At 69.9% G+C, this 26,759-nt stretch carries 28 protein-coding genes; 8 read left to right on the top strand and 20 right to left on the bottom strand.

Translation table 11 applies throughout. The features are described from left to right. The first annotated feature begins 247 nt into the window (after positions 1–247). Entirely contained in the window at positions 248–1,312 is a 1,065-nt protein-coding gene (gene trpD / locus EVS81_RS01075; protein ID WP_130108754.1) for an anthranilate phosphoribosyltransferase, read from the top strand. 15 nt (positions 1,313–1,327) lie between these two features. Here trpD and EVS81_RS01070 read toward each other — a convergent pair whose 3' ends face one another. From EVS81_RS01070 to EVS81_RS01045, 6 genes are all read right to left on the bottom strand, one after another. Then, positions 1,328–2,200: a M23 family metallopeptidase gene (locus EVS81_RS01070; protein ID WP_130108753.1), complete on the bottom strand. Its 873-nt coding sequence runs from the start codon at positions 2,198–2,200 to the stop codon at positions 1,328–1,330. Positions 2,201–2,327: 127 nt separating this feature from the next. Continuing rightward, complete coding sequence (locus EVS81_RS01065) at positions 2,328–4,397, bottom strand: BCCT family transporter (protein ID WP_130108752.1); 2,070 nt, start codon at positions 4,395–4,397, stop codon at positions 2,328–2,330. Positions 4,398–4,595: 198 nt separating this feature from the next. Then, positions 4,596–5,228 carry a phosphoribosylanthranilate isomerase gene (locus EVS81_RS01060; protein ID WP_130108751.1) on the bottom strand — a complete coding sequence of 211 codons (633 nt, stop codon included), beginning with the start codon at positions 5,226–5,228 and terminating at the stop codon, positions 4,596–4,598. Positions 5,229–5,399: 171 nt separating this feature from the next. Then, positions 5,400–6,188: a phosphatase PAP2 family protein gene (locus EVS81_RS01055; protein WP_130108750.1), complete on the bottom strand. Its 789-nt coding sequence runs from the start codon at positions 6,186–6,188 to the stop codon at positions 5,400–5,402. After that, positions 6,185–7,021, bottom strand: coding sequence for a TrmH family RNA methyltransferase (locus EVS81_RS01050; RefSeq protein ID WP_130108749.1), 837 nt, complete (start codon positions 7,019–7,021; stop codon positions 6,185–6,187). Before EVS81_RS01050 ends, EVS81_RS01055 begins: the two co-directional genes overlap by 4 nt. After that, positions 7,018–7,938: an alpha/beta fold hydrolase gene (locus tag EVS81_RS01045; protein ID WP_240739905.1), complete on the bottom strand. Its 921-nt coding sequence runs from the start codon at positions 7,936–7,938 to the stop codon at positions 7,018–7,020. The genes EVS81_RS01050 and EVS81_RS01045 overlap by 4 nt, the downstream gene beginning before the upstream one ends. A 102-nt stretch (positions 7,939–8,040) precedes the next feature. On the opposite strand from EVS81_RS01045, the gene EVS81_RS01040 reads away from it, so the two are divergent. Then, positions 8,041–8,745 (top strand): exonuclease domain-containing protein, encoded by a 705-nt coding sequence (locus EVS81_RS01040; protein ID WP_205879365.1) that lies wholly within the window; start codon positions 8,041–8,043, stop codon positions 8,743–8,745. Positions 8,746–8,830: 85 nt separating this feature from the next. Here EVS81_RS01040 and EVS81_RS01035 read toward each other — a convergent pair whose 3' ends face one another. After that, positions 8,831–9,079, bottom strand: a complete 249-nt coding sequence (locus EVS81_RS01035; protein ID WP_053384078.1) for a type B 50S ribosomal protein L31 — start codon at positions 9,077–9,079, stop codon at positions 8,831–8,833. A gap of 141 nt (positions 9,080–9,220) precedes the next feature. Beyond that, positions 9,221–10,006: an ABC transporter ATP-binding protein gene (locus EVS81_RS01030; RefSeq protein ID WP_130108747.1), complete on the bottom strand. Its 786-nt coding sequence runs from the start codon at positions 10,004–10,006 to the stop codon at positions 9,221–9,223. An 84-nt stretch (positions 10,007–10,090) separates the two neighbouring features. Between EVS81_RS01030 and serB the strand changes: the two genes are divergently transcribed. Next, on the top strand, positions 10,091–10,729 hold the full coding sequence (serB, locus tag EVS81_RS01025; RefSeq protein ID WP_130108746.1) for a phosphoserine phosphatase SerB: 639 nt from the start codon (positions 10,091–10,093) through the stop codon (positions 10,727–10,729). A 30-nt stretch (positions 10,730–10,759) separates the two neighbouring features. Here the strand turns inward: serB and EVS81_RS01020 are convergent, their stop codons facing one another. Both EVS81_RS01020 and fabG read right to left on the bottom strand, forming a co-directional pair. After that, positions 10,760–11,569, bottom strand: coding sequence for an isocitrate lyase/PEP mutase family protein (locus EVS81_RS01020; RefSeq protein WP_130108745.1), 810 nt, complete (start codon positions 11,567–11,569; stop codon positions 10,760–10,762). A 101-nt stretch (positions 11,570–11,670) separates the two neighbouring features. Beyond that, positions 11,671–12,381, bottom strand: coding sequence for a 3-oxoacyl-ACP reductase FabG (gene fabG / locus EVS81_RS01015; protein ID WP_130108744.1), 711 nt, complete (start codon positions 12,379–12,381; stop codon positions 11,671–11,673). A 146-nt stretch (positions 12,382–12,527) separates the two neighbouring features. On the opposite strand from fabG, the gene EVS81_RS01010 reads away from it, so the two are divergent. Genes EVS81_RS01010 through EVS81_RS00995 form a run of 4 tightly spaced genes read left to right on the top strand, consistent with a single transcriptional unit; the run spans position 12,528 to position 14,976 of the window. Further along, positions 12,528–12,905, top strand: coding sequence for a DUF3099 domain-containing protein (locus EVS81_RS01010; RefSeq protein WP_130108743.1), 378 nt, complete (start codon positions 12,528–12,530; stop codon positions 12,903–12,905). Further along, positions 12,902–13,147, top strand: coding sequence for a hypothetical protein (locus EVS81_RS01005; RefSeq protein WP_130108742.1), 246 nt, complete (start codon positions 12,902–12,904; stop codon positions 13,145–13,147). The genes EVS81_RS01010 and EVS81_RS01005 overlap by 4 nt, the downstream gene beginning before the upstream one ends. After that, positions 13,140–14,036 (top strand): SURF1 family cytochrome oxidase biogenesis protein, encoded by an 897-nt coding sequence (locus tag EVS81_RS01000; RefSeq protein ID WP_130108741.1) that lies wholly within the window; start codon positions 13,140–13,142, stop codon positions 14,034–14,036. Before EVS81_RS01005 ends, EVS81_RS01000 begins: the two co-directional genes overlap by 8 nt. Beyond that, positions 14,029–14,976, top strand: coding sequence for a cutinase family protein (locus EVS81_RS00995; RefSeq protein WP_240739904.1), 948 nt, complete (start codon positions 14,029–14,031; stop codon positions 14,974–14,976). The genes EVS81_RS01000 and EVS81_RS00995 overlap by 8 nt, the downstream gene beginning before the upstream one ends. A gap of 31 nt (positions 14,977–15,007) precedes the next feature. Here EVS81_RS00995 and EVS81_RS00990 read toward each other — a convergent pair whose 3' ends face one another. The 10 genes from EVS81_RS00990 to sufB form a co-directional block, all read right to left on the bottom strand. After that, positions 15,008–16,606: an ABC-F family ATP-binding cassette domain-containing protein gene (locus EVS81_RS00990; RefSeq protein WP_130108739.1), complete on the bottom strand. Its 1,599-nt coding sequence runs from the start codon at positions 16,604–16,606 to the stop codon at positions 15,008–15,010. 145 nt (positions 16,607–16,751) lie between these two features. Continuing rightward, positions 16,752–17,480, bottom strand: coding sequence for a 6-phosphogluconolactonase (pgl, locus tag EVS81_RS00985; RefSeq protein ID WP_130111214.1), 729 nt, complete (start codon positions 17,478–17,480; stop codon positions 16,752–16,754). A gap of 12 nt (positions 17,481–17,492) precedes the next feature. Further along, a complete protein-coding gene (gndA, locus tag EVS81_RS00980) occupies positions 17,493–18,944 on the bottom strand; it encodes an NADP-dependent phosphogluconate dehydrogenase (protein ID WP_130108738.1) in 1,452 nt (483 codons plus the stop codon). Continuing rightward, positions 18,937–19,905, bottom strand: coding sequence for a glucose-6-phosphate dehydrogenase assembly protein OpcA (locus EVS81_RS00975; RefSeq protein ID WP_130108737.1), 969 nt, complete (start codon positions 19,903–19,905; stop codon positions 18,937–18,939). Before EVS81_RS00975 ends, gndA begins: the two co-directional genes overlap by 8 nt. Beyond that, a complete protein-coding gene (gene zwf / locus EVS81_RS00970; RefSeq protein ID WP_130108736.1) occupies positions 19,902–21,440 on the bottom strand; it encodes a glucose-6-phosphate dehydrogenase in 1,539 nt (512 codons plus the stop codon). Before zwf ends, EVS81_RS00975 begins: the two co-directional genes overlap by 4 nt. Beyond that, positions 21,441–21,791 carry a metal-sulfur cluster assembly factor gene (locus tag EVS81_RS00965; RefSeq protein WP_205879364.1) on the bottom strand — a complete coding sequence of 117 codons (351 nt, stop codon included), beginning with the start codon at positions 21,789–21,791 and terminating at the stop codon, positions 21,441–21,443. It abuts the gene before it with no gap. Between the two features lie 26 nt (positions 21,792–21,817). Next, complete coding sequence (gene sufC, locus EVS81_RS00960; protein WP_130108735.1) at positions 21,818–22,582, bottom strand: Fe-S cluster assembly ATPase SufC; 765 nt, start codon at positions 22,580–22,582, stop codon at positions 21,818–21,820. Then, complete coding sequence (locus EVS81_RS00955; protein WP_130108734.1) at positions 22,579–22,911, bottom strand: non-heme iron oxygenase ferredoxin subunit; 333 nt, start codon at positions 22,909–22,911, stop codon at positions 22,579–22,581. The genes sufC and EVS81_RS00955 overlap by 4 nt, the downstream gene beginning before the upstream one ends. Further along, complete coding sequence (sufD, locus tag EVS81_RS00950; RefSeq protein WP_130108733.1) at positions 22,912–24,123, bottom strand: Fe-S cluster assembly protein SufD; 1,212 nt, start codon at positions 24,121–24,123, stop codon at positions 22,912–22,914. Beyond that, on the bottom strand, positions 24,123–25,541 hold the full coding sequence (gene sufB, locus EVS81_RS00945; protein WP_130108732.1) for a Fe-S cluster assembly protein SufB: 1,419 nt from the start codon (positions 25,539–25,541) through the stop codon (positions 24,123–24,125). The genes sufD and sufB overlap by 1 nt, the downstream gene beginning before the upstream one ends. Before the next feature lie 250 nt (positions 25,542–25,791). On the opposite strand from sufB, the gene EVS81_RS00940 reads away from it, so the two are divergent. Continuing rightward, complete coding sequence (locus tag EVS81_RS00940) at positions 25,792–26,754, top strand: COX15/CtaA family protein (protein WP_240739903.1); 963 nt, start codon at positions 25,792–25,794, stop codon at positions 26,752–26,754. The last annotated feature ends 5 nt before the right edge of the window (positions 26,755–26,759 follow it).

The following is a 26,759-nucleotide window of genomic DNA, read 5'->3' as shown; positions in this document are numbered from 1 at the left end:
TCGTTGTCACCCCTCCATTATGGCTGAAAGTTTGGTGTGCGTTTTCACTCGAACCCGGCGCGCCGAACTTTCTGCGAGTCTCCCGCCCAGCTTATCGGGTTCGCGGGCCTCGATCGTGCGCGACGCGGTATCACATACATCTGATGAATGGGTCGTTGCGACGTCCGGTCGAGCGGCTCGCCGCAGTACGCGCCGGTGCTCCCCGCCCTGCGCTCGGCGGCGCGGCAGTCCTCGGTAGGATTGGCGCATGATCGACGAACGCAGCTGGCCCATCGTGCTCTCGACTCTGCTCGACGGCGAGGACCTCAGCGTGTCGCAAGCCGAGTGGGCGATGTCGCGCTTCATGACAGGCGAGGCGAGCGGCGCGCAGATCGGCGCGTTCCTGGTCGCCCTTCGCTCGAAGGGCGTCACGGTCGAAGAGGTCATCGGCTTCCGCGATGCGATCCTCGCCGAGGCCGCCCCGATCTCGCTGCCTGCGATGTCGCTCGACATCGTCGGCACCGGAGGCGACCGGTTCGGCACGGTGAACATCTCGACCATGGCCTCGATCACGGCTGCCGCGGCGGGCGCCCCCGTGGTCAAGCACGGCAACCGCGCCGCGAGCAGCCTCTCCGGCTCGTCCGACGTGCTCAGCGCCCTGGGGATCGACCTCACTCTCGATGCCGATCGACTCGCGGAGACGTTCTCGGACGCCGGGATCGCGTTCGTGCACGCGGCACGCTTCCTGCCGGGCTTCCGGCACGTCGCCGCCGCACGTGCCGAGCTCGGGATCCCGACCGTGTTCAACTTCCTGGGGCCGCTCTGCAACCCGGTGCGGCCCGAAGCATCGGCCGTCGGTGTCGCCGATATCGATCGTGTGCCGATCTTCGTCGGCGTGTTCCGCCTGCGCGGCGCGTCGGCGCTGGTGTTCCGCGGCGACGACGGGCTCGACGAGCTGACCACCACCGGTCACTCCCGCTTGTGGGAGGTCAGCCGCGGGGGCCTCACCGAGCACGACATCGATCCTCGCGAGCTGGGCATTCCGCGCGCGTCGATCTCGGATCTCGTCGGCGGTACGCCGGAGGAGAACGCGGCGGTGGTCCACCGCGTGCTCGCGGGGGAGCGGGGCCCGGTGCGCGACATCGTGCTGCTCAACGCCGCGGCGGGCCTCGTGGCCTTCGACCTGGCGCAGCGGCCGGAATCGGCTGAGCGGGCGCTGCTCGAGCGCCTCGCCGAGAAACTCCGGATCGCCGAGGAGGCGATCGACTCCGGTCGGGCGGCGGCCAAGTTGGCCGACTGGGCGAGCGCTACGACCGCCGCGGCTGCCGGCTGATCGCGGACGGCGCCGTCAGCTCTCCGTCGTCCGCTCGGCGCCGGTCGCCGAGGGCCGATCCTTGCGGGTGAACTCCGCGAAGAAGGGCATGGGGTCGACCGGCTCGTCGTCGACGCGGAGCGCGAGGTGGAGGTGCGGGCCGAACGACATGCCGGTGTTGCCGACGGTTCCGACGGGATCACCCATCTCCACGGTGTCTCCCACCGCGAGATCGTGCGAGTTCATCTGCATGTGGCAGTAGCGGCTCGTCACCGGAGTTCCGTCGAGTTCGTGCTCGAGTTTGAGGCCGAAGCCGCAGCCGTCGCTCGCGAATCCCGCCTCGAGCACCGTGCCGTCGGCAATCGCCTGGATCGGCGTTCCCGCTGCCGCGGCGAAATCCTGCGCGTCGTGGAACTGCGCCACCGGGGCCGTGCGGTAGCCGAAGCCATCGGTGAGCGTGACGGGCTGGGCGAACGGGTAGTTGACGAGCGCGTCGGGGTCGAAGACGTACGCGATCGGTGCGGACTCGTCTGAGATCGACGCGCTGATCTCGGCGAAGGAGGGCGGAAGATCCTCGATGGAGACCTCGGAGAACAGCTGCTGAGAGGCGTGCACGGCGCCGGCTCCCGCCGCGACGCTCGCGTGCTCGGTGAGGGGAAGCGCCAGCGTCAGTACGAGCCCGCACACGCTTGCGGCTGCAGCGATCCCGGCCAAGCGGCGTCGGAACGGCACGCGGATCCGAGCCGGCGGTGTCGTGGCGGGGATCTCCGTGGCGGGTACGTGCTCGACATAGGGAACCCGGATCGATCCGGTATCGACGGGGGGAGTGCTGGGAGTGCGTTCGCCGGTGCGGAGGGAACGTCGCGAGGGGAACGCGCGCGCGCCTGTCTCGGGGGTGGGTGTGGGCATGCAGTCTTCCGGGTCATGGGGGCGCCGAGGGGGCGGCGCGAAATATAACGAACAGGTTACAGTGTCGACCGGAGAATCTCCAGCGGCGCGCTCCCGGGCATGCGCATCCCGGGAGCGCGGACCCGACTCAGCGCTGCTCGGGCTCGTCGTCTCGGCTGGGCCGCTTGTCGTCGCCGGGTGCGTCCGTATTCTCGTCGTCGCCGGGTGCGTCAGTGGTCTCGTCGGCCGCCCCGTCGTCCGGTGCGTCGTCGGCAGCATCCGCGTGCGACGGCGGGGGAGCGACGCGCTCGCCCACGGTCAGCGAGGCATCGCCGGAGGCGGTGTGGTCCGGGCGCTCCGGTCCGGGCCGCTCGATACGCGCCGGGTCGAGCGTGCGGCGCACATCCTCTCCGGTGATCTGCTGGATCGGTCCCGTCGTGGCGTCGACGTACCACTCGGTGAGCGCGGGGTCCGCGCTGTCGAAGTCGGCGCCCGCCCCCTCGTCGGCCGGCACCTCGCTCGTGCCGAAGACGAAGTCGTCGCCGTACTCGTCGATTCCGCGCCGCACGCCCTGCGCGATCGCGGCCTGAGCGTACTTGCGCCGGATGATATAGGGATCGGTGCGCAGATCCTTCACCCAGGAGATCATGATCCCGATCACCACGAACGCGAAGGGGAGCGCGGAGACCACCATGAGCGACTGCAGGCCCGAGAGCGTGTTGCGGCCTCCGGCGAGCAGCAGCGCGACGGCGATGAGCGACAGCAGCAGGCCCCAGACGATGGTCACCCACTTCGACGGCTCCGGCCGTCCGCCCTGGGACATCGAGGCCATGACGATGGAGGCCGAATCGGCTGCGGTGACGAAGAAGACGAGCACCGCGATCATGGCGATCACCGACGTGATCATGCCGAGGGGGAGACGCTGCAGCAGCTGGAAGAGCACCTCCTCGCCGGAGTCGCCGGTCTGGAGGTCTTCGCCCGCCAGGCTCATGTAGATCGCGGTGCCGCCGTAGACGACGAACCAGGCCACGACGATGGCCGACGGGACGAGCATCACGGTGATGACGAACTCGCGCAGCTTGCGGCCGCGGGAGATCTTGGCGATGAACATGCCGACGAAGGGCGTCCACGACACCCACCAGGCCCAGTAGTAGGTGGTCCAGGTGGAGAGGAACTCCGCGGTCACCTCGCCCTGGTTGGGATTGCGGGCGAGCATCATGAGGAGCTGCTGGAAGTACTCGACCACGGCCGACGGGAGGAAGTTGAGGAGGAAGACCGTGGGCCCGACGATGAGCACGAAGAGGCCGAGGCCTCCGGTGAGCGCCATGTTGAGGTTCGAGAGGCGACGGATGCCCCGCTTGACTCCGGAGACCGCGGAGGCGATGAAGAGCGCGGTGAGGATCGCCAGGGCCCCGATGAGGAAGGTGTTGCCCAGCGGGCCGACCCCCGTCACGATGCGGAAGCCGCTCTCGATCTGCAGCGCTCCGATCCCGAGGGACACCGCGGTGCCGAAGAGCGTGACGATGATGGCGAAGATGTCGATGATGCGACCGAGCACCCGGTGGCTGCTGCCGGGGAACACGGGCTCGAAGAGGGCCGAGATGAGCGGCGCTCGTCCGCGCCGATAGGCACTGTAGGCGATCGCGCCGCCGACGAGCGCGTAGAACGCCCAGGCGATCGGGCCCCAGTGCAGGATCGTCTGCGCGAGCGCCGGAAGCGCCGCGCCGGGGGAGCCGCCGTCGGCGGTGATGCCGGGCGCCGGATCGAGGAAGTAGGTGAGCGGCTCCAGCGGCCCGTAGAAGAGGAGACCGATGCCGAGACCCGCGGCGAAGAGCATGGAGATCCACGACGCGGTGGAGAACTCGGGCTCCTCGTCGTCGGCGCCCAGCCTGATGCCGCCGGTGCGGCCGAAGCCCACCACCAGCATGAAGAGCGCGACGACGATCGCGAGCGCGCCGAAGAGCCAGCCGAAGTTCGTGCTGACCCAGGCGAGTGATCCGGCGCCGACCTCGGAGAGGTTCTCGGGAGCGACGAATGCCCACACGATGACCGAGACGGTCAGGGCCACCGTCACCGAGAGCACCAGCCAATTGGTGGGGAAGCGGAGGCCCGTCTGCTCGACGCCGATGCCCGGGATGAGACCCGGATGCGGCACCGGCGGCGGGGGCGGCACCGTGATCTTGCGGGTGCGCTTGCCGGTGTTGGGCTGTTTGGTCATGGTTCCACGGCCTCCTGCCTGGACCTGTGCCGCGGAGGCGGCTCGGACCTTTCAACGCTAGCCACCTCACGCTCCGGGTCTCGGGGGTGAGGGCATCGAGCCACCGAGAAGTTTACTCTGATCGGGTATCTGAGCAGGAATTTCTCTCGTTACCTGATTGTGATCAAGCGTTGGCGTGTTTGTCGCGCTTCGAGGCGGTCAACGGCGTGCTGCCCGGATGAACCGGACGATGCGGTCGGGATCCTTCACGCCCGGCGCGCGTTCGACGCCGCTCGAGACGTCCACGCCCCAGGGGCGTGTTGCGGCGATCGCGGCGGTGACGTTCTGCGGGTCGAGCCCGCCCGCGAGGATCCAGCCGGATCCGAGCCGTCGGCGCGCGTCGGTTCCGCTGCGCAGCGCCGACAGGTCCCACGGATCGCCCGAGCCCGGGATCGCGCCGTCGACCAGCAGGCGTTCCTCGCCGAACTCGCCGGCGCGCAGCGCCGGATCGAGCTCGAGGGAGGTCGCCCGCCAGACCCGGGGGAGCAGGGCGGCGGCGGCGGCGATCTCGTGCGGCGTGTACGCGCCGTGGAGCTGGAGTACGTCGAAGCCGAGCTCGCCCGTCAGTTCGGCGGCCTCGCGCGCGGGCATCCGGTTCACGACGAGGACCGTATCGACCGGCGCTCCGTCGCGCTGGTGCGCACGCACCGCGGCGAGCACCTCGGCGGCCTGGGCGGCGCTCGCGTGCCGCGGGCTGCGCGGGCTCATGACGACGCCGACCGCATCGGCGCCGCTCGAGACCGCGTGATGCGCCGTCGCCGCATCCCGCAGCCCGCATATCTTGACGTACATGCGTCCAGTCTAGGCTCGGGCCTCGCGCGCCGAGCGGTGCAGCTCGGCGAGGAGGAGGGCGGGTGCCGGGTGATTCCGCTTAAGCTGACATAATATAGATTATCGTGCACTCTGGGATGTGGCTCCGTGTGCCTGCCCGGGCCGGCCGAACAGGCGGGCCATGCGGCAGTCTCAGCTCCGGCCCGAGCTCAGGAGGAACAGTGCCCGCGCCGCGAGCGCACTGACGCCGACGCCGCCGAACTCGCCTGCGCTCAGCATGAGATCGGCGCTCTCGCGCCATCCGGCGACGGCGGCGAGTGCGAGGGCCGCCGCCACCATCGTCCAGCCGATCAGCACGAGCCCGATCGAGGTAGTGCGGCCGAGGATCGCCTCGCCGCGCGCCGTGGCCGGGCGGATGAGGCACGCGAGCGAGAACGCGAGCGTGCCCAGGGCGAGGCCCCCGAGCACGTCGCTCGGGCGGTGCCAACCGTAGGCGAGCAGCTGCCAGCCGGCGGCCGAGAGCAGGGTGGCTCCCCCGAGCGTGACGAAGGAGCGCACGCGGGTGGGCACCGCCCAGATCAGCGCACCCGTGAGCGCCGCGAACACCGTCATGTGCCCGCTCGGGAAGGTATTGGGCAGATCGAGCTCGAACAGTTGGGGGCGCGTCAGCAATTGCTGCTTGAGCAGCTGCGACGCCACGATCGCCAGTGCCGGCACTATCGTCACGACGACGGCGCGGCGGATCCCGTGCACGAAGAACGCGATGGTCCCGATGATGAGCAGCGCGATCGCCACCGAGGGGATGGAGACGAGATTGAGGGGCGGCGGCGGGCTGTAGGTGAACTCGGCCGCACCGAGCGCGCTGTCCTCGGCCCGCTGCCCGAGGGCGTTCTGCACGCCGAGCACATAGGATCCGACGCCCACGGCGGCCCAGAAGACCACGAACCACAGCGCGCGCCGCCGGCCGGCCCGGCCGCTCATGCCCCGACTCCTGGTGCGCGGCGACGGTCTGCGGTGCGCACGGCCCACAGCGCCACCGCGGCCGCCGTGGCGACGTTGAGCGAGTCCACGCCGTGGTCCATCGGGATCACGACGGAGCGCGCGGCCGAGGCGAGCGCCTTCCTGCTGAGCCCCGCGCCCTCGGTGCCGAAGAGCAGCGCGAGCCGCTCGGGCAGATCCCCGGCGTAGTCCGCGAGATCCTCGGCGTCGTCGCGCAGCGCGAACGCCGTGAGCTCGTAGCCCGCGTCGCGGAAGAGCGGCCCGGCCTCGCGCCAGTCGGGTAGCCGGGCCCAGGGCACCTGCAGCACGGCCCCCATGCTCACCCGCACGGCCCGTCGGTAGAGCGGATCCGCGCACGCGGGCGACAGCAGCACCGCGTCTGCGCCGAGCGCGGCGACGGAGCGGAAGATCGCGCCGACGTTCGTGTGGTCGGCGAGATCCTCGAGCACGACGACGCGCCGCGAAGCCCGCAGCAGTTCGACGGGGTTTCGCGGCGCCGGTCGATGCATCGATGCGAGCGCGCCGCGGTGCAGGTGGAACCCGGTGAGCGCCTCGAGCTGGGCCGACTCCCCCACGTAGACGGGGATGTCCGGATACGCCTCAAGCAGCGGCTCCACCCGGGGCAGCCACTCCTCGAGCAGCAGCACGGAGCGCGGTCGGTGCCCGGCACCGAGGGCCCGCTCGATCACCTTCGGCGATTCGGCGAGGTACAGCCCCTCCTCCGGCTCGCGCACCCGGCGCAGCGCGACATCGGTCAGCTGCGTGTAGTCGGCGAGCGCGGGAGCGGCGAGATCGTGGATCCGCTCGAGCCTCACGCGGCCGCCCCGCTCGTCGCGCTCCGAGCCTCGGCGGTGAGGAAGTCGCCGATGCACGCCGCTGCGTCGGACACGGCCTCGTAGTGCACGAGGTGCCCGGTGCCGGGGATGATGCGCAAGCGGGAGCCCGGCACCCGGTGCCGCAGTTCGAGCTGCCGGAAGAGCGGCGTGATGTCGTCGCGCTCCCCCGCGATCAGCAGTGTCGGCATCGTGAAGGCGTGAGCGAACTCGGGTACGGTGTGCGACACGGAGGCGCGGAAGGCCTGCAGCAGGGTCGAGGGGTCGGAGAAGGTGCTGAAGTAGGCGGCGTGCTGGCCGTGGATCCACGAGCGCAGCTCGGGATCGCCGGTCTTGGCCATCACCTCGCTCATGACGCGCACGATGGCGGGGTTGCCGAGGAGCGCGCGGGCGGGGCGCTCGGGAAGCATTTCGGCGGCCCGGTAGTAGCCGAGCGCGAGCCGGCTCATCAGCGCCTGCGGTCCCTGCAGCGCCGGCGCGGAGATCGGGTTGACGAGCACCAGGCGGCTCGGAGCCAGCCCGCTCGCCAGTGCAGCGCCCACGACGAGCGAGCCGAAGGAGTGGCCGAGGAGCGCGAACCCCTGCGGCGCCGCCTCAGCGGCGAAGGCGCTCAGCCACTCGCCGTACAGCTCGATGTCGTGCGCTCGACCGGGAATCGCCGGCGTCTCCCCGAACCCGGGCAGGTCGGGCACGATCATCCGCGTCCCGGGCAGCGTCAGCGCGAGGTCGCGGGCGAGGCCCTCCAGACCGTGGTGATCTCCCCGGAACCCGTGCACGAGAATCATGGGGGCGCCATCGGGCTCGCCGTACTGCCAGGCACGGGTCTCGATTCCGAGCGTCGGCACGGTGCGCACCGACGAGGATGCGGAGGAGGGCGCGGCGGCCGGTGCGGAGGTCACCCGGCGATCCTAACCGGGTCGCCTGGGCGGCTGCTGCGACGCATGCCCGTGCGGCGGTCGTCCGAGGGTGTCGGTAGCATCGTTGCAGACGAAAGGACCAGCGTGACCGCTCAACTCCCCCTCTGGGCCACAGACCTCGCAGTGTTCGACACCGAGACGACGGGCGTCGATACCACCCGGGCCCGGATCGTGAGCGCGACGATCGCGCTGCTCGGGCCCGAGGGCGAGGTGGTGGAGCGCTACGACTGGCTGCTGGACCCGGGGATCGAGATCCCGCTCGCCGCGGTGCAGGTGCACGGCATCTCCACCGAGATCGCCCGCACCAGCGGCATCGAGGCCGCCGTCGGAGTGCAGCAGATCGTGGCGCAACTGCTCGAGATGATCGAGCGGGGCTTCCCCGTCGTGGCGTACAACGCGCCTTTCGACCTGAGCCTGCTCGCGGCCGAGGCGGCGCGGCACGGCGTCTCGCTGCCCGCCGAGCTCTCCCCCGTCATCGATCCGCTGATCCTCGACAAGCAGTTCGACCGCTACCGCAAGGGCAAGCGCACGCTCGAGGCCGTGGCCGCGCACCACGGCGTCGAGATCGGCAACGCCCACGATGCCGGCGACGACGCGATCGCGGCCGGCCGGGTGCTGCAGTGCATCGCGCGCAAGTATGCCGACGTGATCCCGCAGGAACTGGCCGAATTGCACGCGGCGCAGGTGCAGTGGGCGGCGGCGCAGGCGGCCAGCTTCCAGGACTATATGCGGCGCGTCCGCGACCCTTCTTTCGTCGCGGACGGGCGCTGGCCCGTGCGCGGGGCCTGAGACACCCCGCCCCTCCCCCGGGAACGCAGAACGGGCGGTCGATCCGACTCGGATCGACCGCCCGTTCGCGCGGCGACGGGTGCGCTTACGCGCCGAAGCCCTTGAAGCGCTGGTTGAACTTCTCGACGCGGCCGGCCGAGTCCATGATGCGCTGCTTGCCCGTGTAGAAGGGGTGCGAGGCGCTCGAGATCTCGACATCGATGACGGGGTAGGTCTCGCCGTCGAGCTCGATCGTCTTCTCGCTCGTCAGCGTGGAGCGGGTGAGGAACGTCTCTCCCGATGCGAGGTCGCGGAAGACGATGGCGTTGTACTCCGGGTGGATGTCGGTCTTCATGGGTGTTCCTTACGGTTGCCTTGGTGAGGATGTGTAACAGCACACCCTGAGGTCTTGGGATCGGCGGGGTGGTCCGCGCCAACGGTCTACTCTATCACGAGAGAACACCCCGAGTTGGGGTGGTTCCGACGGCGTTTCTCGCTACGGCTTGGCCACCGCTGCGTAGCGGCCGTCCGAGACCGTGAGATTGAAGGGCATCCCGAAGGTCGCCTCCAGATTCTCGGCGGTCAGCGTCTCGGCGATCGGACCGGCGGCCTGCACCCGGCCGTCGCGCAGCATGAGCACGTGCGTGAAGCCCGGCGGCACCTCCTCGACGTGGTGGGTCACCATGACCATCGCGGGTGAGTACGGAGACCGCGCGAATCCGGAGAGCATCTGCAGGAGTCGCTCGCGCGCACCGAGATCGAGGCTCGCGCTGGGCTCGTCGAGCAGCAGGAGCTCGGGGTCGGTCATGACGGCGCGGGCGATGAGCGCGCGCTTGCGCTCTCCGTCGCTGAGCGTGCCGTAGCTGTGATCGGCGAAGTCGGCGAGATCCCACTCGGCGAGAATGCGCTCGGCCTGACGGACATCGACGTCGTCGTAGTGCTCGTTCCAGCGGCCCTCGACGGAGTATGCCGCCGTGAGCACGAGATCCCGGACGCGCTCGCTCGCCGGAATGCGCCGACCCGTCGCTGAGGAGACGAATCCGATGCGGTTGCGCAGCTCGAAGATGTCGACCCGGCCGAGCCGCTTGTCGAGCACGTCCACCGTGCCGCTGGTCGGGTAGTCGTTCGCGGTCGCGAGTTTGAGCAGCGTCGTCTTCCCCGCGCCGTTGGGACCCAGGACGACCCAGCGCTCCGAGTCCTCCACCGCCCAGTCGACTCCGTCGAGAATCGGGCGCCGATCGCGCACGTAGCTGACACCGGAGAGTCGCAGGACATTGACCATGGAGACCAGCCTAACGAGTGACGTCGCGTCTGCGCGTGCGGCACGCTGACGCGACGCCGCGTCCGGTCTTCTAGACTGGGGCGCATGACCGTCTCCCCGCTCGTTGTGCTCGACTGCGACTCCACCACGATCCAGGACGAGGTGATCGAACTGCTCGCCGACGCCGCGGGCAGCCGTGAGCAGGTGGCCGAGGTGACCGAGCGCGCCATGCGCGGCGAGCTCGATTTCGCCGCGAGCCTGCGCGAGCGCGTCGCCACGCTCGCGGGAACGCCCGAGCGCGTCTTCCGGGACGCATACGAGCGGGTGCGCCCGACCCCCGGGATCCACGAACTGGTCGCGGAGGTGCACGGGCGCGGTGGCACAGTGGGGGTCGTCTCGGGCGGGTTTCACGAGGTGCTCGACCCGTTGGCCGCAGATCTCCGCCTCGATCTCTGGCGCGCCAATCGGCTCGAGGTGATCGACGGCCGCCTCACGGGGCGCACGGTCGGCCCGATCATCGACGGCTCGGCGAAGGCGGCCGCGCTGCGGGAGTGGGCCGAGGCGACCGGCACGCCGCTGGCGGCTACGGTCGCCATCGGAGACGGCGCGAACGACCTTGCGATGATGGCGGTTGCCGCACTCGGCGTCGCCTTCAACGGCAAGCCGGTGGTGCGGGAGCGCGCGGACGTCTCGATCGAGCACGACCTCGCGCGCGCGATCCCGCTGCTCGATCGCCTGGGCTGATCGACGCGCCGCCCGGCGCGCCGGGACGCGTCAGAAGTTGTTGAGCGGCTCCGTGTCCTCGGGAATCGTCCCATCGGCGAGCAGCGACGTCCCGAGTCGTTTGAGCGCTGTGAGCGCGACGTTCTGCGGCATGGGCCCGTACGAGATGCGCGCGACCCCGAGAGCCTCGTACTCGGCGGCGGCGAGGGCGCCGGGCAGCCCGATGACGCTTACCTTCCGTTCGCCGATGCCCTCGACCAGCGTGCGCGTCTCCGCCGCGTCGAGCACACCCGGGACGAAGACGCATTCGGCGCCCGCATCGAGGTAGGCGCGGCCGCGCTCGATCGCGTCCGCGATGGAATCGGCGCGAGGGCGGTCCCCGCCCCTGACGAGCGCGTCCGTGCGCGCGTTGAGCACGAAGGCCACGCCCTCGCTTCGACCGGCCGCCACGGCGGTGCGCATCACCTCCGCCGACTCCGCCAGCGGGCGCAGCTGATCCTCGATGTTCGCTCCGCAGACCCCGACGCCGATGGCCCTCCGCACGGTCTCCCCCGCATCTCCGAATCCCCCATCGAGGTCCGCGGTGACCGGGAGACCCACCACTGCGGAGATGCGCTCGACGGTCGAGAGCATGAGATCGAGCGGGATCCGCTCTCCGTCGGGGTACCCGTGCGAGGCGGCGATGCCGTGGCCGGCGGTGGCGATCGCCCGAGTGCCGGGCAGCTCGGCGACGACGCGGGCGCTCGCGGCGTCCCACACGTTGACGACGCGCAGGATCTCGGGAGCTCGGTAGAGCTCCGACAGTGATTGCGCGTCGACCACGACGCGCGTTCGGGATCGATGGTGCTCGCTGGTGCTCATGCACCCAGGCTACGCTCGGCCACGGATGATCGGAAGGCGCTCGCAGGGGCTTGCCAGCTCGTCGCAGCGCGGGAGGCGAGGGGCTCCGGTGCGCGAGGGGTTCAGTGGCCCATGCCCAGTCCGCCGTCGACCGGAATGACCGCGCCCGAGATGTAGGCCGCGTCGTCGCCGGCGAGGAAGGACGCCGCGCCGGCGATCTCCGACACCTGTCCGAAGCGGTGCGCGGGGATGCTCGAGAGGTACTGGCGCTGCTGTTCCTCCGGCAGCGCCGCGGTCATGTCGGTCTCGATGAAGCCGGGGGCGATCACGTTCGCCGTGACGTTGCGTGCGCCGAGTTCGCGAGTCAGCGAACGGGCGAACCCGACGAGCGCGGCCTTCGAGGAGGAGTAGTTGATCTGGCCGGGCGATCCGTACAGACCCACGACGGAGGAGATCAGGATGACCCGGCCGAAACGGCCCTTGAGCAGCCCTTTGGCCGCACGCTTGACCACGCGGAACGTGCCGGTGAGGTTGGTGTCGATAACGCTGGTGAACTCCTCCTCGGTCATGCGGAGCAGCAGCGTGTCCTTGGTGATGCCGGCGTTCGCCACGACGACCTCGACCGGCCCCAGCTGCCCCTCGATCTCCGTGAACGCGGCGTCGATGGAGGCCGCGTCGGTCATGTCCGCGCGCACGGTCAGCGACCCCTCGGGCCCGTTCCCCGAGCGCGCGGTGACGGCGACGCGGTGGCCGTCGGCGAGCATGCGCTCGGCGATGGCGTAGCCGATGCCCCGGTTGCCTCCGGTGACGAGAACGGTGCGCGTGGTGGTCATGGGGGTCCTTCCGTCGAAACAGCTGCGCTCCAGCCTATGGGACGCGGGGCCGGGCCGGCGGGCGGACTCGCGGTACCGCTCAGGGCCAGGGTACAGCGATGGCGGAGAGACACGGCGTAGGCTGGAGCGGGACGGAGAAGGGACGCATGGCGAAGAGTTACAGCGTGACATCGGCGGGCGTGAATCCCGCCGATGATCGCGCGCACCGGATGCGCATGTACTTCATCGCGATGAGTCTGCGTGTGGCCTGCGTGGCCTCGCTGTTCTGGGTGCGCGGTTGGTGGGTGCTGCTCGCCGCCGCAGGCGCGGTGATCCTGCCGTGGTTCGCCGTGATGGTGGGGAACGCGGTCGCGCACAACGGCGGCGAGGCCCCGGATGCTCCGGCGCCGCTGCAGATCGAGGGCGCGGCCGACGAGCCGACGAGCGATGCCGGAACACTGATCGTGGTCGACGTCGAGCCCGAGCGGCGTACCCGCCCGGACGGGTTCCGGCCGCACGATGACGCAGCCGGAGGTGCGGCATGATCCCCGAGCCGGGTGCGCCGGTGACCCTCGGGGCGGCTCCCCAGCACCGTTTCGAGTGCTCTCGTGCAGGATGCCGAGACGCCGCCGACTCGGCCATACTGTGGCGCAACCCCCGCATCCACAGCGAGGATCGGCGCAAGACCTGGCTAGCCTGTTCCGCACACCTGGAGACCCTGCGCGGTTTCCTGGCCGCCCGCGAATTCCCGCTGGAGATCCGATCGGTGGGCGATCTCGATGACTGACGCGCGCGCACCGAAGACCGCGGACCGCGGGAACGGGATCGGCTGGGGCTTCCTGCGCTCACCCCGCTGGGCGGGATACGCAGCGATGCTGCTCATCTTCTCGATCGCGTGCGTGCTGCTCGGCAACTGGCAGTTCGAGCGGCGGGCCGAGGCCCGAGCCGAGATCGCGCGCATCGATGCCAACTACGACGGTGCGCCCGTGCCATTGGCCGAGGAGCTCCCGCGCCGCGACGCGTTCGACGAGGACGCGCAGAAGTGGCGCACCGTCTCCATCGACGGAGAGTACATCGGGGAGGCCTTCCTCGCCCGCAACCGGCCCGGCCCGCAGGGCGTCGGATCCAATCTGATCCAGCCGATCCGCACGGACGACGGCGGCGTGCTCTTCATCGACCGCGGCTGGGTGCCGATCGACGGCGGTGCAGCGGAACGCGGCGAGATCGACAGCGCGGATCTGCCCAGCCCACCTGCGGGGCCGGTGCACGTCGTGGCCCGCTTGCGCGCGTCGGAGCCCGCGATTCCGGGCCGCACGACGGCGGGCCGCACGGTCGCCAGCATCGAACTCGCCGAGTTGGCGCGTCTCACCGGATCTGAGGACGTCGCCTACACGGGCGCCTACGGCATGCTCGTCTCCGAGGAACCCGCGGCCGAGCACGGGGTGCTGCCGGCGAAACCCGAGCGCGACGAGGGGCCGCACCTCTCGTATGCGCTGCAGTGGTACGTGTTCATCCTGATCGCGGCGATCGGCGTGGCCTACGCCGCGCGTCGGGAGTACCGCACGCTCAACGCGGGAAGCGCGGTGGTGCGCGAGCAGGACCGCCGCAGCGAGGAACGACGGCGCCGGCGCGGCCCGAGCGATGCCGAGCAGGAGGATGCGCTGCTCGATGCGTAGGCTGCTGCTGGCCGCGTTGATCGCGGGAACGACCCTGTCGCTCGTCGCCTGCGCGCCGACGATCGATGCGACGGCGGCCCGCGAATCGCTCTCCGAGGTGACCGAGGAGCCGGCGGAGCCCGATGTCTCGGACGAGCTCGACGCACCGCTCGAGATCGAACCGCTCGAGTGCCTGCCCTACCTCGTGGTGACCGCACGCGGCACCGGGGAGCCGTCGCGCGGGCAGCTGCTCTCCCCCGTGGCCCGAGCGATCTCGGACGCACGGCCGGACGAGGTGCTGCAGCTCGACCTCGACTATCCGGCGGACACCGATGTGCAGGCGGGCGGGACGCTGGGTGCCCGGACGCTGATCGAGACGCTCAATCTGCAGACCGAGGTCTGCGCGGAGCAGCGCTTCGTGCTGCTCGGCTATTCGCAGGGCGCGCTCGTCGTCGGCGACGCGCTCGCAGCGCCCGAGGCTCGGCTGGTCGGCGGAGCAGCGGGCGTGCTGAGCGAGGCCGCGGCCCAGCGCGTGCTCGCGGTCGTCTTCTACGGCAATCCGCGCTTCGTGGGGAGCGAGGCATTCGACTACGGGAGTTACGACGCCCGCATGAACGGAATCCTCCCCCGCCCCCCGGGCAGCCTCGACGCCTATGCCGAGCGTCTGCGGGACTACTGCGTGGCCGGCGACTTCGTCTGCCAGAGCAGCCTCGATCTCGACGAGGAGCCGCACGTCGAGTACTACAGCAACGGGATGCAGCAGGATGGCGCCGCGTTCGCGATCACGCGTCTGGATCCTCCGCGTCCTGCTGCCGACGACGCGGAGAACGCCGACGACGCGGAGAACGCCGACGACGCGGAGAACGCCGACGACGCGGAGGACGCCGACGCTGCCGAGGACGCGGGAGAAACGGGAGACGCCGGGGCAGACGGGACGGAGCCGGACCCCGGGCGACGCTGATCCCGCGCCCGCCCGTCGCGCGTGCGGCGGGCTATGCGAGCTCGATAAGTTCCAGATACTCCTTCGACCAGTGGTCCTCGGTGGCCTCGGGCATGATGAGCACCCGTTCCGGGTTCAGCGCCTCCACAGCGCCCTGATCGTGAGACACGAGCACCACGGCACCCGAGAAGTGGGCGAGCGCATCGAGGATCTCCTCGCGGCTCGCGGGATCGAGGTTGTTCGTGGGCTCGTCGAGCAGCAGCACATTGGCGCTCGAGACGACGAGCATCGCGAGTGCGAGGCGGGTCTTCTCCCCGCCGGAGAGCACGCCCGCCGGCTTGTGCACATCGTCCCCGGTGAACAGGAAGGAGCCGAGCACCCTGCGCGCCTCCGTCTCGGTGAGGTGCTGCGACACCGACACCATGTTCTGCAGCACGCTCGCCCGCACGTCGAGGGTCTCGTGCTCCTGCGCGTAGTATCCGACCTTCAGACCGTGGCCGGCGACGATCTCGCCGGTATCGGGCGCGTCCACCTGGGCGAGGAGGCGCAGCAGCGTGGTCTTGCCCGCGCCGTTGAGTCCCAGCACGACGACCTTCGAGCCGCGGTCGATCGCGAGATCCACGCCCGCGAAGATCTCGAGCGACCCGAAGGACTTCGAGAGACCGGAGGCCATGAGCGGCGTCTTCCCGCAGGGCGCGGGATCCGGGAACCGCAGCTTGGCCACGCGGTCGACCTGACGCACCTCTTCGAGGCCTGAGAGCATCTTCTCCGCGCGCGCGACCATCTGATGCGCAGCGGCGGCCTTCGACGCCTTCGCCCCGAACTTCGCCGCCTGATCCTTCAGCGCCGAGGCCTTCTTCTCGACGTTCGTGCGCTCCTTGCGGCGGCGCTCCTCGTCGGCCGCGCGCTGCCGCAGGTAGAGCTTCCAGTTCATGTTGTAGATGTCGATGACCTGGCGGTTCGCGTCCAGGTAGAAGACCCGGTTGACGGTCTCCCCCACGAGTTCGATGTCGTGGGAGATGACGATCACGCCGCCCTTGTAGTTCTTCAGAAACTCGCGCAACCACACGATCGAGTCGGCGTCGAGGTGGTTGGTCGGCTCGTCGAGGATCATCGTGTCGGCGTCCGAGAACAGGATGCGGGCGAGCTCGATGCGTCGGCGCTGCCCGCCGGAGAGGGTCTTCAGCGGTTGATCGAGGATACGATCCGGCAGCCCGAGGTTGTTGGAGATCGATGCGGCCTCGGACTCGGCCGCATAGCCCCCGAGCGCGTGAAACCGGTCCGTCAGGTTGCCGAAGCGCTTCATCGCCTTCTCTGCAACGGCGGGATCGTCGGAGGCCATGTCCTCCGACGCCTGTGCGATGTTCTTGGTGAGCGTGCCGAGCCCCCGGGCGTCGAGGATCCGGTGCCGAGCGATCTGCTCGGGGTCGCCCGTGCGCGGATCCTGAGGGAGGAAGCCGAGTTCTCCGGCGACGGTGACGCTGCCCTCGGCGGGCTGCAGTTCGCCCGAGAGCGTGCGGGTCAAGGTGGTCTTGCCGGCGCCGTTGCGCCCGACGAGCCCGACCTTGTCACCCGGGTTCACACGGAAGGTGACGCCCTCCATGAGGCGTCGTGCTCCGACGTCGATCGCGAGGTCTTCGACGGTGATCATGTGTGCGGTCAACTCCCGGATGCAGCGAGGGAGCGGATCCCCCGTTTTGGACAACCTTGCCAGTCTACGTCACGTCGTATCGATATCCGATCCGAGCCGGGTGCCTCGGCGCTCGACGCATCCGCGGGAGCACCGCACGGGCCGCTCAGGCGGGCGGATGCGTCCCCGCGAGCGCGGCAGCGTCGGCCCAGAGCACCGTCTCGGTGCGGCCGCGCAGGCGCGCGCCCGGCAGCAGCGGTTGCTCGCGGAAAGCGATCCGCGATACGGCATCCGCCTTGGCCGCACCGGCGGCGATCAGCCAGGTGCGCTCGGCGCGGCACAGCGCGGGAAGCGTCAGCGATATCCGCTCCGAAGGGGGCTTCGGCGAGTCGCGCACGGGGATCGCGTCGGGCACTCCCGGGCCGTCGCGCAGCAGATCCTCCCTCCCGGGAAAGAGCGAGGCGACGTGGCCGTCGGGTCCCACTCCGCTGAGCCCGAAGTCGATCCGCGCGATGCCCGCGACCAGGCGCGCGTACGCGGCGGCGGCCTGGTCGAGGGAGAGTCCGGAATCGCAGGCGGGCATGCGGTGAACGAGCTCGGGATCCACTTCCACCGCGGCGAAGAGGGTGGCGTCTGCGAGCAGGTCGTTGCGGTCCTCGTGCCCCTGCGGCACCCAGCGTTCGTCGCCCCACAGGAAACGGACGCGCCCCCAGTCGACCGAGCCGAGCCGCGGGTGGGCCGCGAGATCCTGCAGCACCCGCGCTCCCCCGCTGCCGCCTGTGAGCACGATGCACGGCACCGCGCCCTCCGCCTGCAGTGCGCGGCAGCCGTCGAGCAGCGCGTCGGAGACGGCGGCGCTCACCCCGTCGAGGTCGGCGGCGCGCTCGATCCGCATCGTGGTCACCGGCTAGGCCTCGGTCTCCGAGCGGTCGCCCGACCAGAGCGTGTGGAAGCGCCCCGGACGGTCGACGCGCTGATACGTGTGGGCGCCGAAGAAGTCGCGCTGGCCCTGCACGAGTGCGGCGGGCAGGCGTTCGGCGCGCAGGCCGTCGTAGTAGGCCAGCGACGAGGAGAACGCGGGAGCGGGAGTGCCGGTGCGGGTCGCGTGGATCACGACGCGGCGCCACGACTCCTGACCGCGGCCGAGCGCCTCGGCGAAGTACGGCGCCGCCATGAGCAGGGGAAGCTCCGGCTGCTGCGCGTAGGCGTCCGCGATCCGGTTGAGGAACTGGGCCCTGATGATGCACCCGGCGCGCCAGATGCGCGCCACGGCGCCGAGGTCGATGCTCCAGTCGTACTCGGCGGCCCCCGCGCGGATCTCGTCGAAGCCCTGAGAGTACGCCACGATCTTCGACGCGTACAGCGCCTGTCGCACGTCCTCGATGAAGGCGGAGTGATCGGCTGGGTCCGGGATCACCGCGGGGCCCGGGAGGTTGGCCGCGGCGGCGCGCTGCTCGGGATGCGCGGAGAGGGAGCGCGCGAACGTCGCCTCCGCGATGCCGGAGACCGGAACGCCGAGCGACAGCGCGGTCTGCACCGTCCAAGCGCCCGTACCCTTGGCGCCCGCCTGATCGAGGATCACGTCGACGAGCGGTGCGCCCGTCGCGGCGTCGACCTGCCGGAGCACCTCGGCGGTGATCTCGATGAGGTACGACTCGAGCTCGCCCCGGTTCCACTCGGCGAACACCTCGGCGATCTCGGCGGGAGTCTTGCCCGTCCCTCTGCGGATGAGGTCGTAGGCCTCCGCGATGAGCTGCATATCGGCGTACTCGATGCCGTTGTGCACCATCTTGACGAAGTGCCCCGCGCCGTCGTGCCCCATGTGCGCGACGCAGGGCTCGCCCTCGGCGACCGCCGCGATCGAGCGCAGGATCGGGCCGAGCGTCTCCCAGGCGTCGTCCGAACCGCCCGGCATGATGCTGGGCCCGTGTAGCGCCCCCTCCTCGCCGCCTGAGATTCCGGCGCCCACGAAGTTGATCCCGGTCTGCCGCACGGCGCGTTCGCGGCGGATCGTGTCCGGGAAGTACGCGTTGCCTCCGTCCACGATGATGTCGCCCGGCTCGAAGACGCGCACCAGCTCATCGATCGTCGCGTCGGTCGCCGCGCCGGCCTGCACCATGATGATCGCCGTCCGAGGTCGGGCGAGGCTCGTCGCGAACTCCTCGAAGGAGTGGGCGGGCACGAAGCCGGCTTCCGGGTGCGCGGCGATCAGCTCATCGGTGCGACTGCGGCTGCGGTTGAGCACCGCGACGGTGTTCCCCTCGCGGCTGGCGAGATTGCGCGCGAGGTTCGCGCCCATGACCGCCAGGCCGACCACGCCGATGTTGGCGGCGCGTTCGCGCGTCCCGGACTCACTCATGCTTCGTGCTCCATCCACTCGTCCGATCGTCGTTCGTCTGCTGGGCCGCTCGGATGCGGCCGAGCCGCTCGAGCACCCGCCGGTACATGATGTCCTCGTCGAGGCGGCGCAGTTCTTCGGCCAGGCACTCGCTCAGCGTGCGGCGCGGCAGTACGATCTCGTGCGTCGGGTGGCCCGGCTGATGCAGCAGGGTCTGCGACGCGGTGATCCGCTGCAGCACGGCGTCGCCGGCCGCCCGCGAAAGCGTGACCGACCGGACCCCCTCCGCGGGATGATCCCCATCGGGCAGGCGGCAGATTGCCGGCACCTCGAAGGCGAGCTGCAGCCAGGCCGCGAGCAGCTGCGTCGACATGGAGCCGGCCGCGCCGACCACCTCCACCGACGTCACGGGATCGTAGGGCGGCTGGTCGAGCACCGCGGCGAGGTACTCGCGCCAGCGGGTCACGCGCGTCCAGGCGAGGTCGGTGTCGCCGGGCGAGTACGCTGCGATGCGGCGCATCTGAGCTTCGGGATCGATCACCGCGGCACTGTCGGTGATGCGGCGCTGGGCGATGCGGCCGAGCGGGTCGGTGCCGGGATGCTCGGGGGCCTCGGCCGGCCACCAGACCACCACGGGAGCGTCCGGCAGCAGCAGCCCGGTGACGAGGCTCTCGATACCCGAACTGGCTTCGCCGTATGCGCGCAGTACGACGACCTCGCTCGCTCCCGCGTCTGCCCCGACCCGGATCTCGGCGTCCAGACGCGCCGGACCCTCGGGCCGGGTGAGCAGCACGATCACGCGCATCGGGTGCTCGTTGGAGGCGTGGTTCGCTGCTTCGACCACCGCCTCGTCGAGCGGTCCGGCCGCAGCGATCACGAGCGTCAGCACACGTCCGAGTGCCGCGACTCCGCTCTCCTGCCGCATGGACACCAGTCGGCGGGCCACCTCGCCGATGTTCGTTCCCGGAAGCTCCTCGATCACGGCCGCCTCCAGCTGCGCCCGTCGCGCGCGAGCAGCCGAGCCGCCGACTCGGGGCCCCAGGAACCCGGTGCGTACTGCTCGAGCGGCTCGTCGAGCGCGGCCCAGTGCGCCTCGATCGGATCGAGGATGCGCCAGGACAGTTCCACCTCCCGCTGCCGCGGGAACAGCGGCGCGTCCCCGAGCAGCACATCGAGGATCAGACGCTCGTAGGCTTCGGGGCTCGCCTCGGTGAAGGCGTGGCCGTACCCGAAGTCCATGGTGACGTCGCGCACCCGTGCGGCGGTCCCGGGGACCTTCGCGCCGAACCGGATCGTGATCCCCTCATCCGGCTGCACTCGGATCACGAGCGCGTTCGATCCCTGCTCGGTGGTCTCCGCCTGTCCGAACAGCTCGCCCGCCTCTTTCCGGAAGACCACGGCGATCTCGGTGACGCGGCGTCCGAGGCGCTTGCCGGTGCGCAGGTAGAACGGCACGCCGGCCCAGCGCCGGGTGTTGACGTTGAGCCGCATGGCGGCGTAGGTCTCGGTGCGCGAACGGGGGTGCATGCCCTCCTCCGCGAGGAAGCCGCTGACCAGCTCGCCGCCCTGCCATCCGCCCGCGTACTGTCCGCGGGCCACTGCGCCCGCGAGATCCTCGGGCAGTTTGACGGCCTCGAGCACCTTCTCCTTCTCGGCCCGCAGGTGCTCGGCGCTCAGGCTGATGGGCTCCTCCATCGCGGTGAGGGCGAGCAGCTGCAGCAGGTGATTCTGGATCACGTCGCGCGCCGCCCCGACCCCGTCGTAGTACCCGGCGCGACCGCCGACACCGATCTCCTCAGCCATGGTGATCTGCACGTGGTCGACGTAGTTGCGATTCCAGATCGGCTCGTACATCGTGTTGGCGAAGCGCAGGGAGAGGATGTTCTGCACCGTCTCCTTGCCGAGGTAGTGATCGATGCGGAAGATCGCGTCCGCGGGAAAGGTCGACTCGAGCGCATCGTTGAGGGCGCGTGCGGAGCCGAGATCGTGCCCGAAGGGCTTCTCGATCACGACCCGGCGCCAGGGCCGATCCTGCCCCTCGCTCGTGCGATCCACGAGACCGGAGCTGCTCAGTTGACGAGCGACCTCGGGGAACGACCGAGGCGGGATCGAGAGGTAGAAGGCGTGGTTGCCCATCGTACCGCGCTCCCGATCGAGCGCGTCCACCGTGTCGCGCAGGCGGCGGTAGGCCGCGGGGTCGTCGAACTGCCCCTGCACGAACCGGATGCCCTGGGCGAGCTGCCGCCAGATCTCCTCGCGGAACGGGGTTCGCGCGTGCTTGCGCACCGCGTCGTGCACGATCTCGGCGAAGTCGCGGTCGGCCCAGTCGCGCCGCGCGAACCCGACGAGGGCGAAGCCGGGAGGCAGGAGCCCGCGATTCGCCAGATCGTAGACCGCGGGCATCAGCTTCTTGCGCGACAGGTCGCCGGTCACGCCGAAGATGACGAGTGCGCTCGGCCCGGCGATCCTGCTGAGGCGAGGATCGTCGGGCGAGCGCAGCGGGTTGGGCATCCCCATCTAGATGGCGAAGCCCAACGCGCGCATCATGTCGCGACCGTCGTCGGTGATCCGCTCGGGGGTCCACGGCGGCATCCACACCCAGTTGATGCGGAACGCCGTTACGAGCCCGTCGAGCGCCTCCGCGATGTCGTTCTCGATGACATCGGTGAGCGGGCAGCCGGCGCTCGTGAGCGTCATGCTGATCACGAGCGCGTCGTGCTCCTCGTCGAAGGCCAGATCGTAGATCAGGCCGAGGTCGACGATGTTCACGCCGAGCTCGGGGTCCGAGACGTTCTTGAGCGCCTCGAGCGACTGCTCGCGGAACTCGGGATCGATCGACTGCGGAACGGTCGTTGCTTCGTCGCTCATGTGCACCAGCCTAGACCAGGCGCGCGTCAGGCCGAAGCGCCCGTGAGGAAGCGGTCGTAGCCTTCTTCCTCGAGACGCTCGGCGAGCTCGGGCCCGCCCTCTTCCGCGACACGGCCGTCCACGAACACGTGCACGAAATCCGGCTTGATGTAGCGCAGGATCCGGGTGTAGTGCGTGATGAGCAGCACGCCGAGGCCGGTCTGCTCCTTGGCGCGGTTCACACCCTCGGAGACGACCTTGAGCGCGTCGACATCGAGGCCCGAGTCGGTCTCGTCCAGCACAGCGAAGCGAGGCTTGAGCAGCTCGAGCTGCAGGATCTCGTTGCGCTTCTTCTCGCCGCCGGAGAAGCCCTCGTTGACGTTGCGCGATGCGAAGGACTCGTCCATGCGGAGGTTCTGCATGGCCTCCTTGACGTCCTTCATCCAGCCGCGGATCGCGGGGGCCTCGCCGTCGATCGCGGTCTTGGCGGTGCGCAGGAAGTTGGCGTTGGTGACGCCGGGGATCTCCACCGGGTACTGCATGGCCAGGAAGAGACCGGCCTGCGCGCGCTCGTCCACCTCCATGTCGAGCACCTCTTCGCCGTCGAGCAGGATCGAGCCGCCGGTCACCTCGTAGCGGGGGTGCCCCGCGATGGCGTAGGCCAGGGTCGACTTGCCCGAGCCGTTCGGGCCCATGATGGCGTGGGTCTCCCCCTGCTTGATGGTGAGGTCGACCCCCTTGAGGATCTGCTTCTGGCCCTGCTCGGTCTCGACGCTGACGTGCAGGTCCTTGATTTCAAGAACGGAGCTCATTGTTCAATCTCTTTCGTAACGTTGGGGTCGATGTACACGTCGCCGTCTTCGATCTCGACGGCGTAGACGGGTACCGGCTCGTAGGCCGGAAGGTTCTGGGGGACGCCGGTGCGCAGCGAGAACGCGGAGCCGTGGGCCCAGCATTCGAGCGTGTCGCCCTCGACGAAGCCCTCTGACAGGCTGATCTGTCCGTGGCTGCAGGTGTCGCCGATCGCGTGGACGTCGCCCTGCGCGTCCAGCACGACGGCGATCGGCACATCGTCGAGCACGACTCTCGTCGCCTGATCCTGCATCAGATCGCTCACCGCGATCACCTTGTATCGGGGCACTCAGGCTCCCCGGGTCGCCTGCGCGCCCGATGTCGCCGCGAGCTCGGCCTCGACGGCCGCCTGCAGACGCTCCTCGGTCGCCTCGTCGCCGATCTGGGAGATGACCTCGATCAGGAATCCGCGCACCACGAGCCTGCGGGCCTCCTCCTCCGAGATGCCGCGGCTCTGGAGGTAGAAGATGTGCTCGTCGTCGAAGCGGCCCGTCGCCGAGGCGTGCCCGGCGCCCTCGATGTCGCCGGTCTCGATCTCGAGGTTCGGGATCGAGTCGGCGCGCGTACCCTCGCTGAGCACGAGGTTGCGGTTCTGCTCGTAGCTGTCGGTGCCGGTCGCGTTGTTGCGGATGAGCACGTCGCCGATCCACACGGTGTGCGCTCCCTCGCCCTGCAGGGCGCCCTTGTAGGTGACTCGGCTCGTCGTGTGCGGGGCGTCGTGGTCGAGGTACACCTGGTGCTCGAGGTGCTGCCCGGCATCGGCGAAGTACGCGCCGAGCGCCGTTCCCGTCGCTCCCTCGTGATCGAGATGGATCGACGGGTTGAGGCGCACGATCCCACCGCCGAGCGAGACGACGATGTGCGTCAGCGTTGCGTCGCGCCCCACCGTAGCGTAGTGGCTCGCCAGGTGGATCGCGGCGTCGTCCCACTGCTGAACGCTCACGACGGTGAGCTTGGCTCCGTCGCCGACGACGATCTCGACGTTCTCGGAGAGCTGCGCCGGCCCGGTGTTCTCGAGGATCACGAGGCCCTCGCTCTGCGGGGCGGCCTCGATGATCGTGTGCGCCGCGCGGGGCATCGCGTCGAGCGCGTCGCGGGTGACGACCGCGGTGACCTTCTCGGCGGAGGCGACTGAAATGAGGTGCGCCTCGCCGAACGCGCTCCACGCCGCCGCGGCGCCGCGCTCCTCGGGAATGCCCGCCCGACCGATGCGAGCGTCGTCACGAGGAATCCACGAGGATGAGACGCCCGCGGCCTCGCTCACGGCGACCGGCAGGCGCGAGCCGTCGAGCTCGCCGTTCAGCAGCGCGTCGAGGTCGGCGACGGGCGTGTACTTCCAGACCGCCTCGCGGCCGGTGACACGCGCGAAGTCGGCGACGTCGGTCGACGTGGGCCGCTCCGAGCGCGTCTGCACCGGGACCCGGTTCTCCCAGTCGCCGTCGGAGTGCGCGGTCAGGCCGTGCTGAGCAGGCGCGGTCTTCGTTGCAACAGCTTCGGTCATTATCCGACGGATCCTTCCATGCCCATCTCGATGAGCTTGTTCAGTTCGAGCGCGTACTCCATGGGCAGCTCGCGAGCGATCGGCTCGATGAAGCCGCGCACGATCATGGCCATCGCCTCCTCCTCCGCGAGGCCGCGGCTCATGAGGTAGAAGAGCTGCTCCTCGCTGACGCGCGAGACCGTGGCCTCGTGCCCCAGCTCGGCGTCGTCGGTGCGGATGTCGATGGCCGGGTAGGTGTCGCTGCGCGAGATCGTGTCGACGAGCAGCGCGTCGCAGACCACCGAGTTGGCCGCGCGTCGCGCATTCGGCTCGATCCGCACCTCGCCGCGGTACCCGGTGCGTCCGCCGCCGCGGGCGATGGACTTCGCGAGGATCGAAGACTTCGTGTGCGGTGCCAGGTGGATCATCTTCGCACCGGTGTCCTGGTGCTGGCCCGGCCCGGCGAACGCGACGGAGAGGGTCTCGCCCTTGGCGTGCTCACCCGTCAGGTAGATCGACGGGTACTTCATGGTGACCTTGGAGCCGATGTTGCCGTCGACCCACTCCATGGTGGCGCCGGCCTCTGCCACGGCGCGCTTGGTCACAAGGTTGTACACGTTGTTCGACCAGTTCTGGATCGTCGTGTAGCGCACGCGCGCGTTCTTCTTCACGATGATCTCGACCACGGCGGAGTGCAGCGAGTCCGACTTGTAGATCGGCGCCGTGCAGCCCTCGATGTAGTGCACGTAGCTGCCCTCGTCGGCGATGATCAGCGTGCGCTCGAACTGGCCCATGTTCTCGGTGTTGATCCGGAAGTAGGCCTGCAGCGGGATCTCCACGTGCACGCCCTTCGGCACGTACACGAACGAACCGCCCGACCACACGGCCGTGTTGAGTGCCGCGAAGGTGTTGTCGCCCGAGGGGATGACGGTGCCGAAGTACTCCTCGAAGAACTCCGGGTGCTCGCGCAGCGCGGTGTCGGTGTCGAGGAAGAGCACGCCCTGCTCCTCCAGATCCTCGCGGATCTGGTGGTAGACGACCTCGGACTCGTACTGCGCGGCGACGCCCGCGACGAGGCGCTGCCGTTCGGCCTCGGGGATCCCGAGACGCTCGTAGGTCTCCTTGATCTCCTCGGGCAGCTCTTCCCAGCTCGTCGCCTGCTTCTCGGTCGAGCGCACGAAGTACTTGATGTTGTCGAAGTCGATCTCCGAGAGATCCGCGCCCCAGGAGGGCATCGGCTTCCTGCCGAAGATCTGCAGCGCCTTGAGGCGGCGCTGCAGCATCCACTCCGGTTCGTTCTTCAGAGCCGAGATTTCGCGCACGACCTGCTCGTTGAGGCCGCGCTTCGCAATCGCACCGGCCTCATCGCTGTCGTGCCAGCCGAATTCGTACTGGCCCAAGCCTTCCAGCTCGGGTCGGTCGATCAGTACCTCTGGCATGATCCCTCCCTCATTCTTCATCTCGCCGGGCCGCCCCCGCGTGCGCACGAGAAATCGATCGGGCACACAGTCCTGGCCCTGCAGCGGTGCAGTAGTCTGGGCTTCGGACGGAACCTGCTGATCCGGCGCATTGCACCCGATGCTGGTTCGTCGCACGCAACCACAGCTTCCCATTCTACAGCTTCCCGATGAAAACGGGAGGGACGCGCCACAGGGCGCGCAAACCGGGGGGCCGTCGAGAGGAGTACCCGTGTCCGCCGCGCCCGCTTCCGCCGCAGCCGCACCCGTCGCAGGTCGGGGCCGCGGCACCCGATCCGGGCCCTCCCGGCTCCTGCAGATCTCGGCGTGGGCGTCCTTCGTGCTGAACGTGACGATCATCGCAACGGGCGGAACGGTGCGCCTCACCGGCTCGGGGCTCGGCTGCACGGACTGGCCGGTGTGCACGCCCGGTTCGCTCGTGCCCACGCCGGAGCTCGGCATTCACGGGATCATCGAGTTCGCCAACCGCACGATCTCGGGGCCCCTGCTGGTCGCCGGAATTCTCGTGCTGGTGCTGAGCTGGCGCATCCGCGCCCGGCGCAGCGATCTCCTCGTGATCTCCGCGGTCGTGCTGGGGCTCGTCGTGCTGCAGGCGCTCGTCGGCGCGTTCGTCGTCTGGTTCCACCTCAACGCCAATCTCGTCGGTTTCCACTACACCGTGTCGCTCGTGCTCGTGTGCGTGACGGCGGCGTACCTCGTGCGCATGTTCGAGGACCCGCTGCCGCGGCGCGTAGACGTGCCGCGGGGCTTCGCGATCCTGACGCACGTGACCACGCTCTTCATGGCGCTCACCGTTCTCTTCGGTGTGCTCACCACCGGCGCCGGCCCACACTCGGGCGACGCCGACGTGGTACGCGACGGCTTCGACGCCACGGTGCTCAGCCATGTCCACGCCTGGCCGGGATACATCTCCCTCGCGCTCGTGCTGGCGCTCGTGGGCTGGTCGGGGGTGCGACGGCTGCGGACGCTGCGCTGGTCCATCGCGCTGCTGGCGGCCCTGCTCGTGCAGATCGGCGTCGGAGTGTTCCAGGCGCGCAGCGGATTGCCCCCGTTCGCCGTCGGCGTGCACATGGTGCTCGCGTCACTCACCGCCGCCGCGATGACCGTCGTGGTGCTGCGGCTGAAGCGCCCAGCCGCCGCGGCCGCCGCGGCCCCGGCCGGCGCCACCCGCTGACCGTC

This window comes from Leucobacter triazinivorans (assembly GCF_004208635.1).
Lineage (GTDB): Bacteria > Actinomycetota > Actinomycetes > Actinomycetales > Microbacteriaceae > Leucobacter > Leucobacter triazinivorans.
This window is presented reverse-complemented; position numbering and strand designations above follow the sequence as displayed.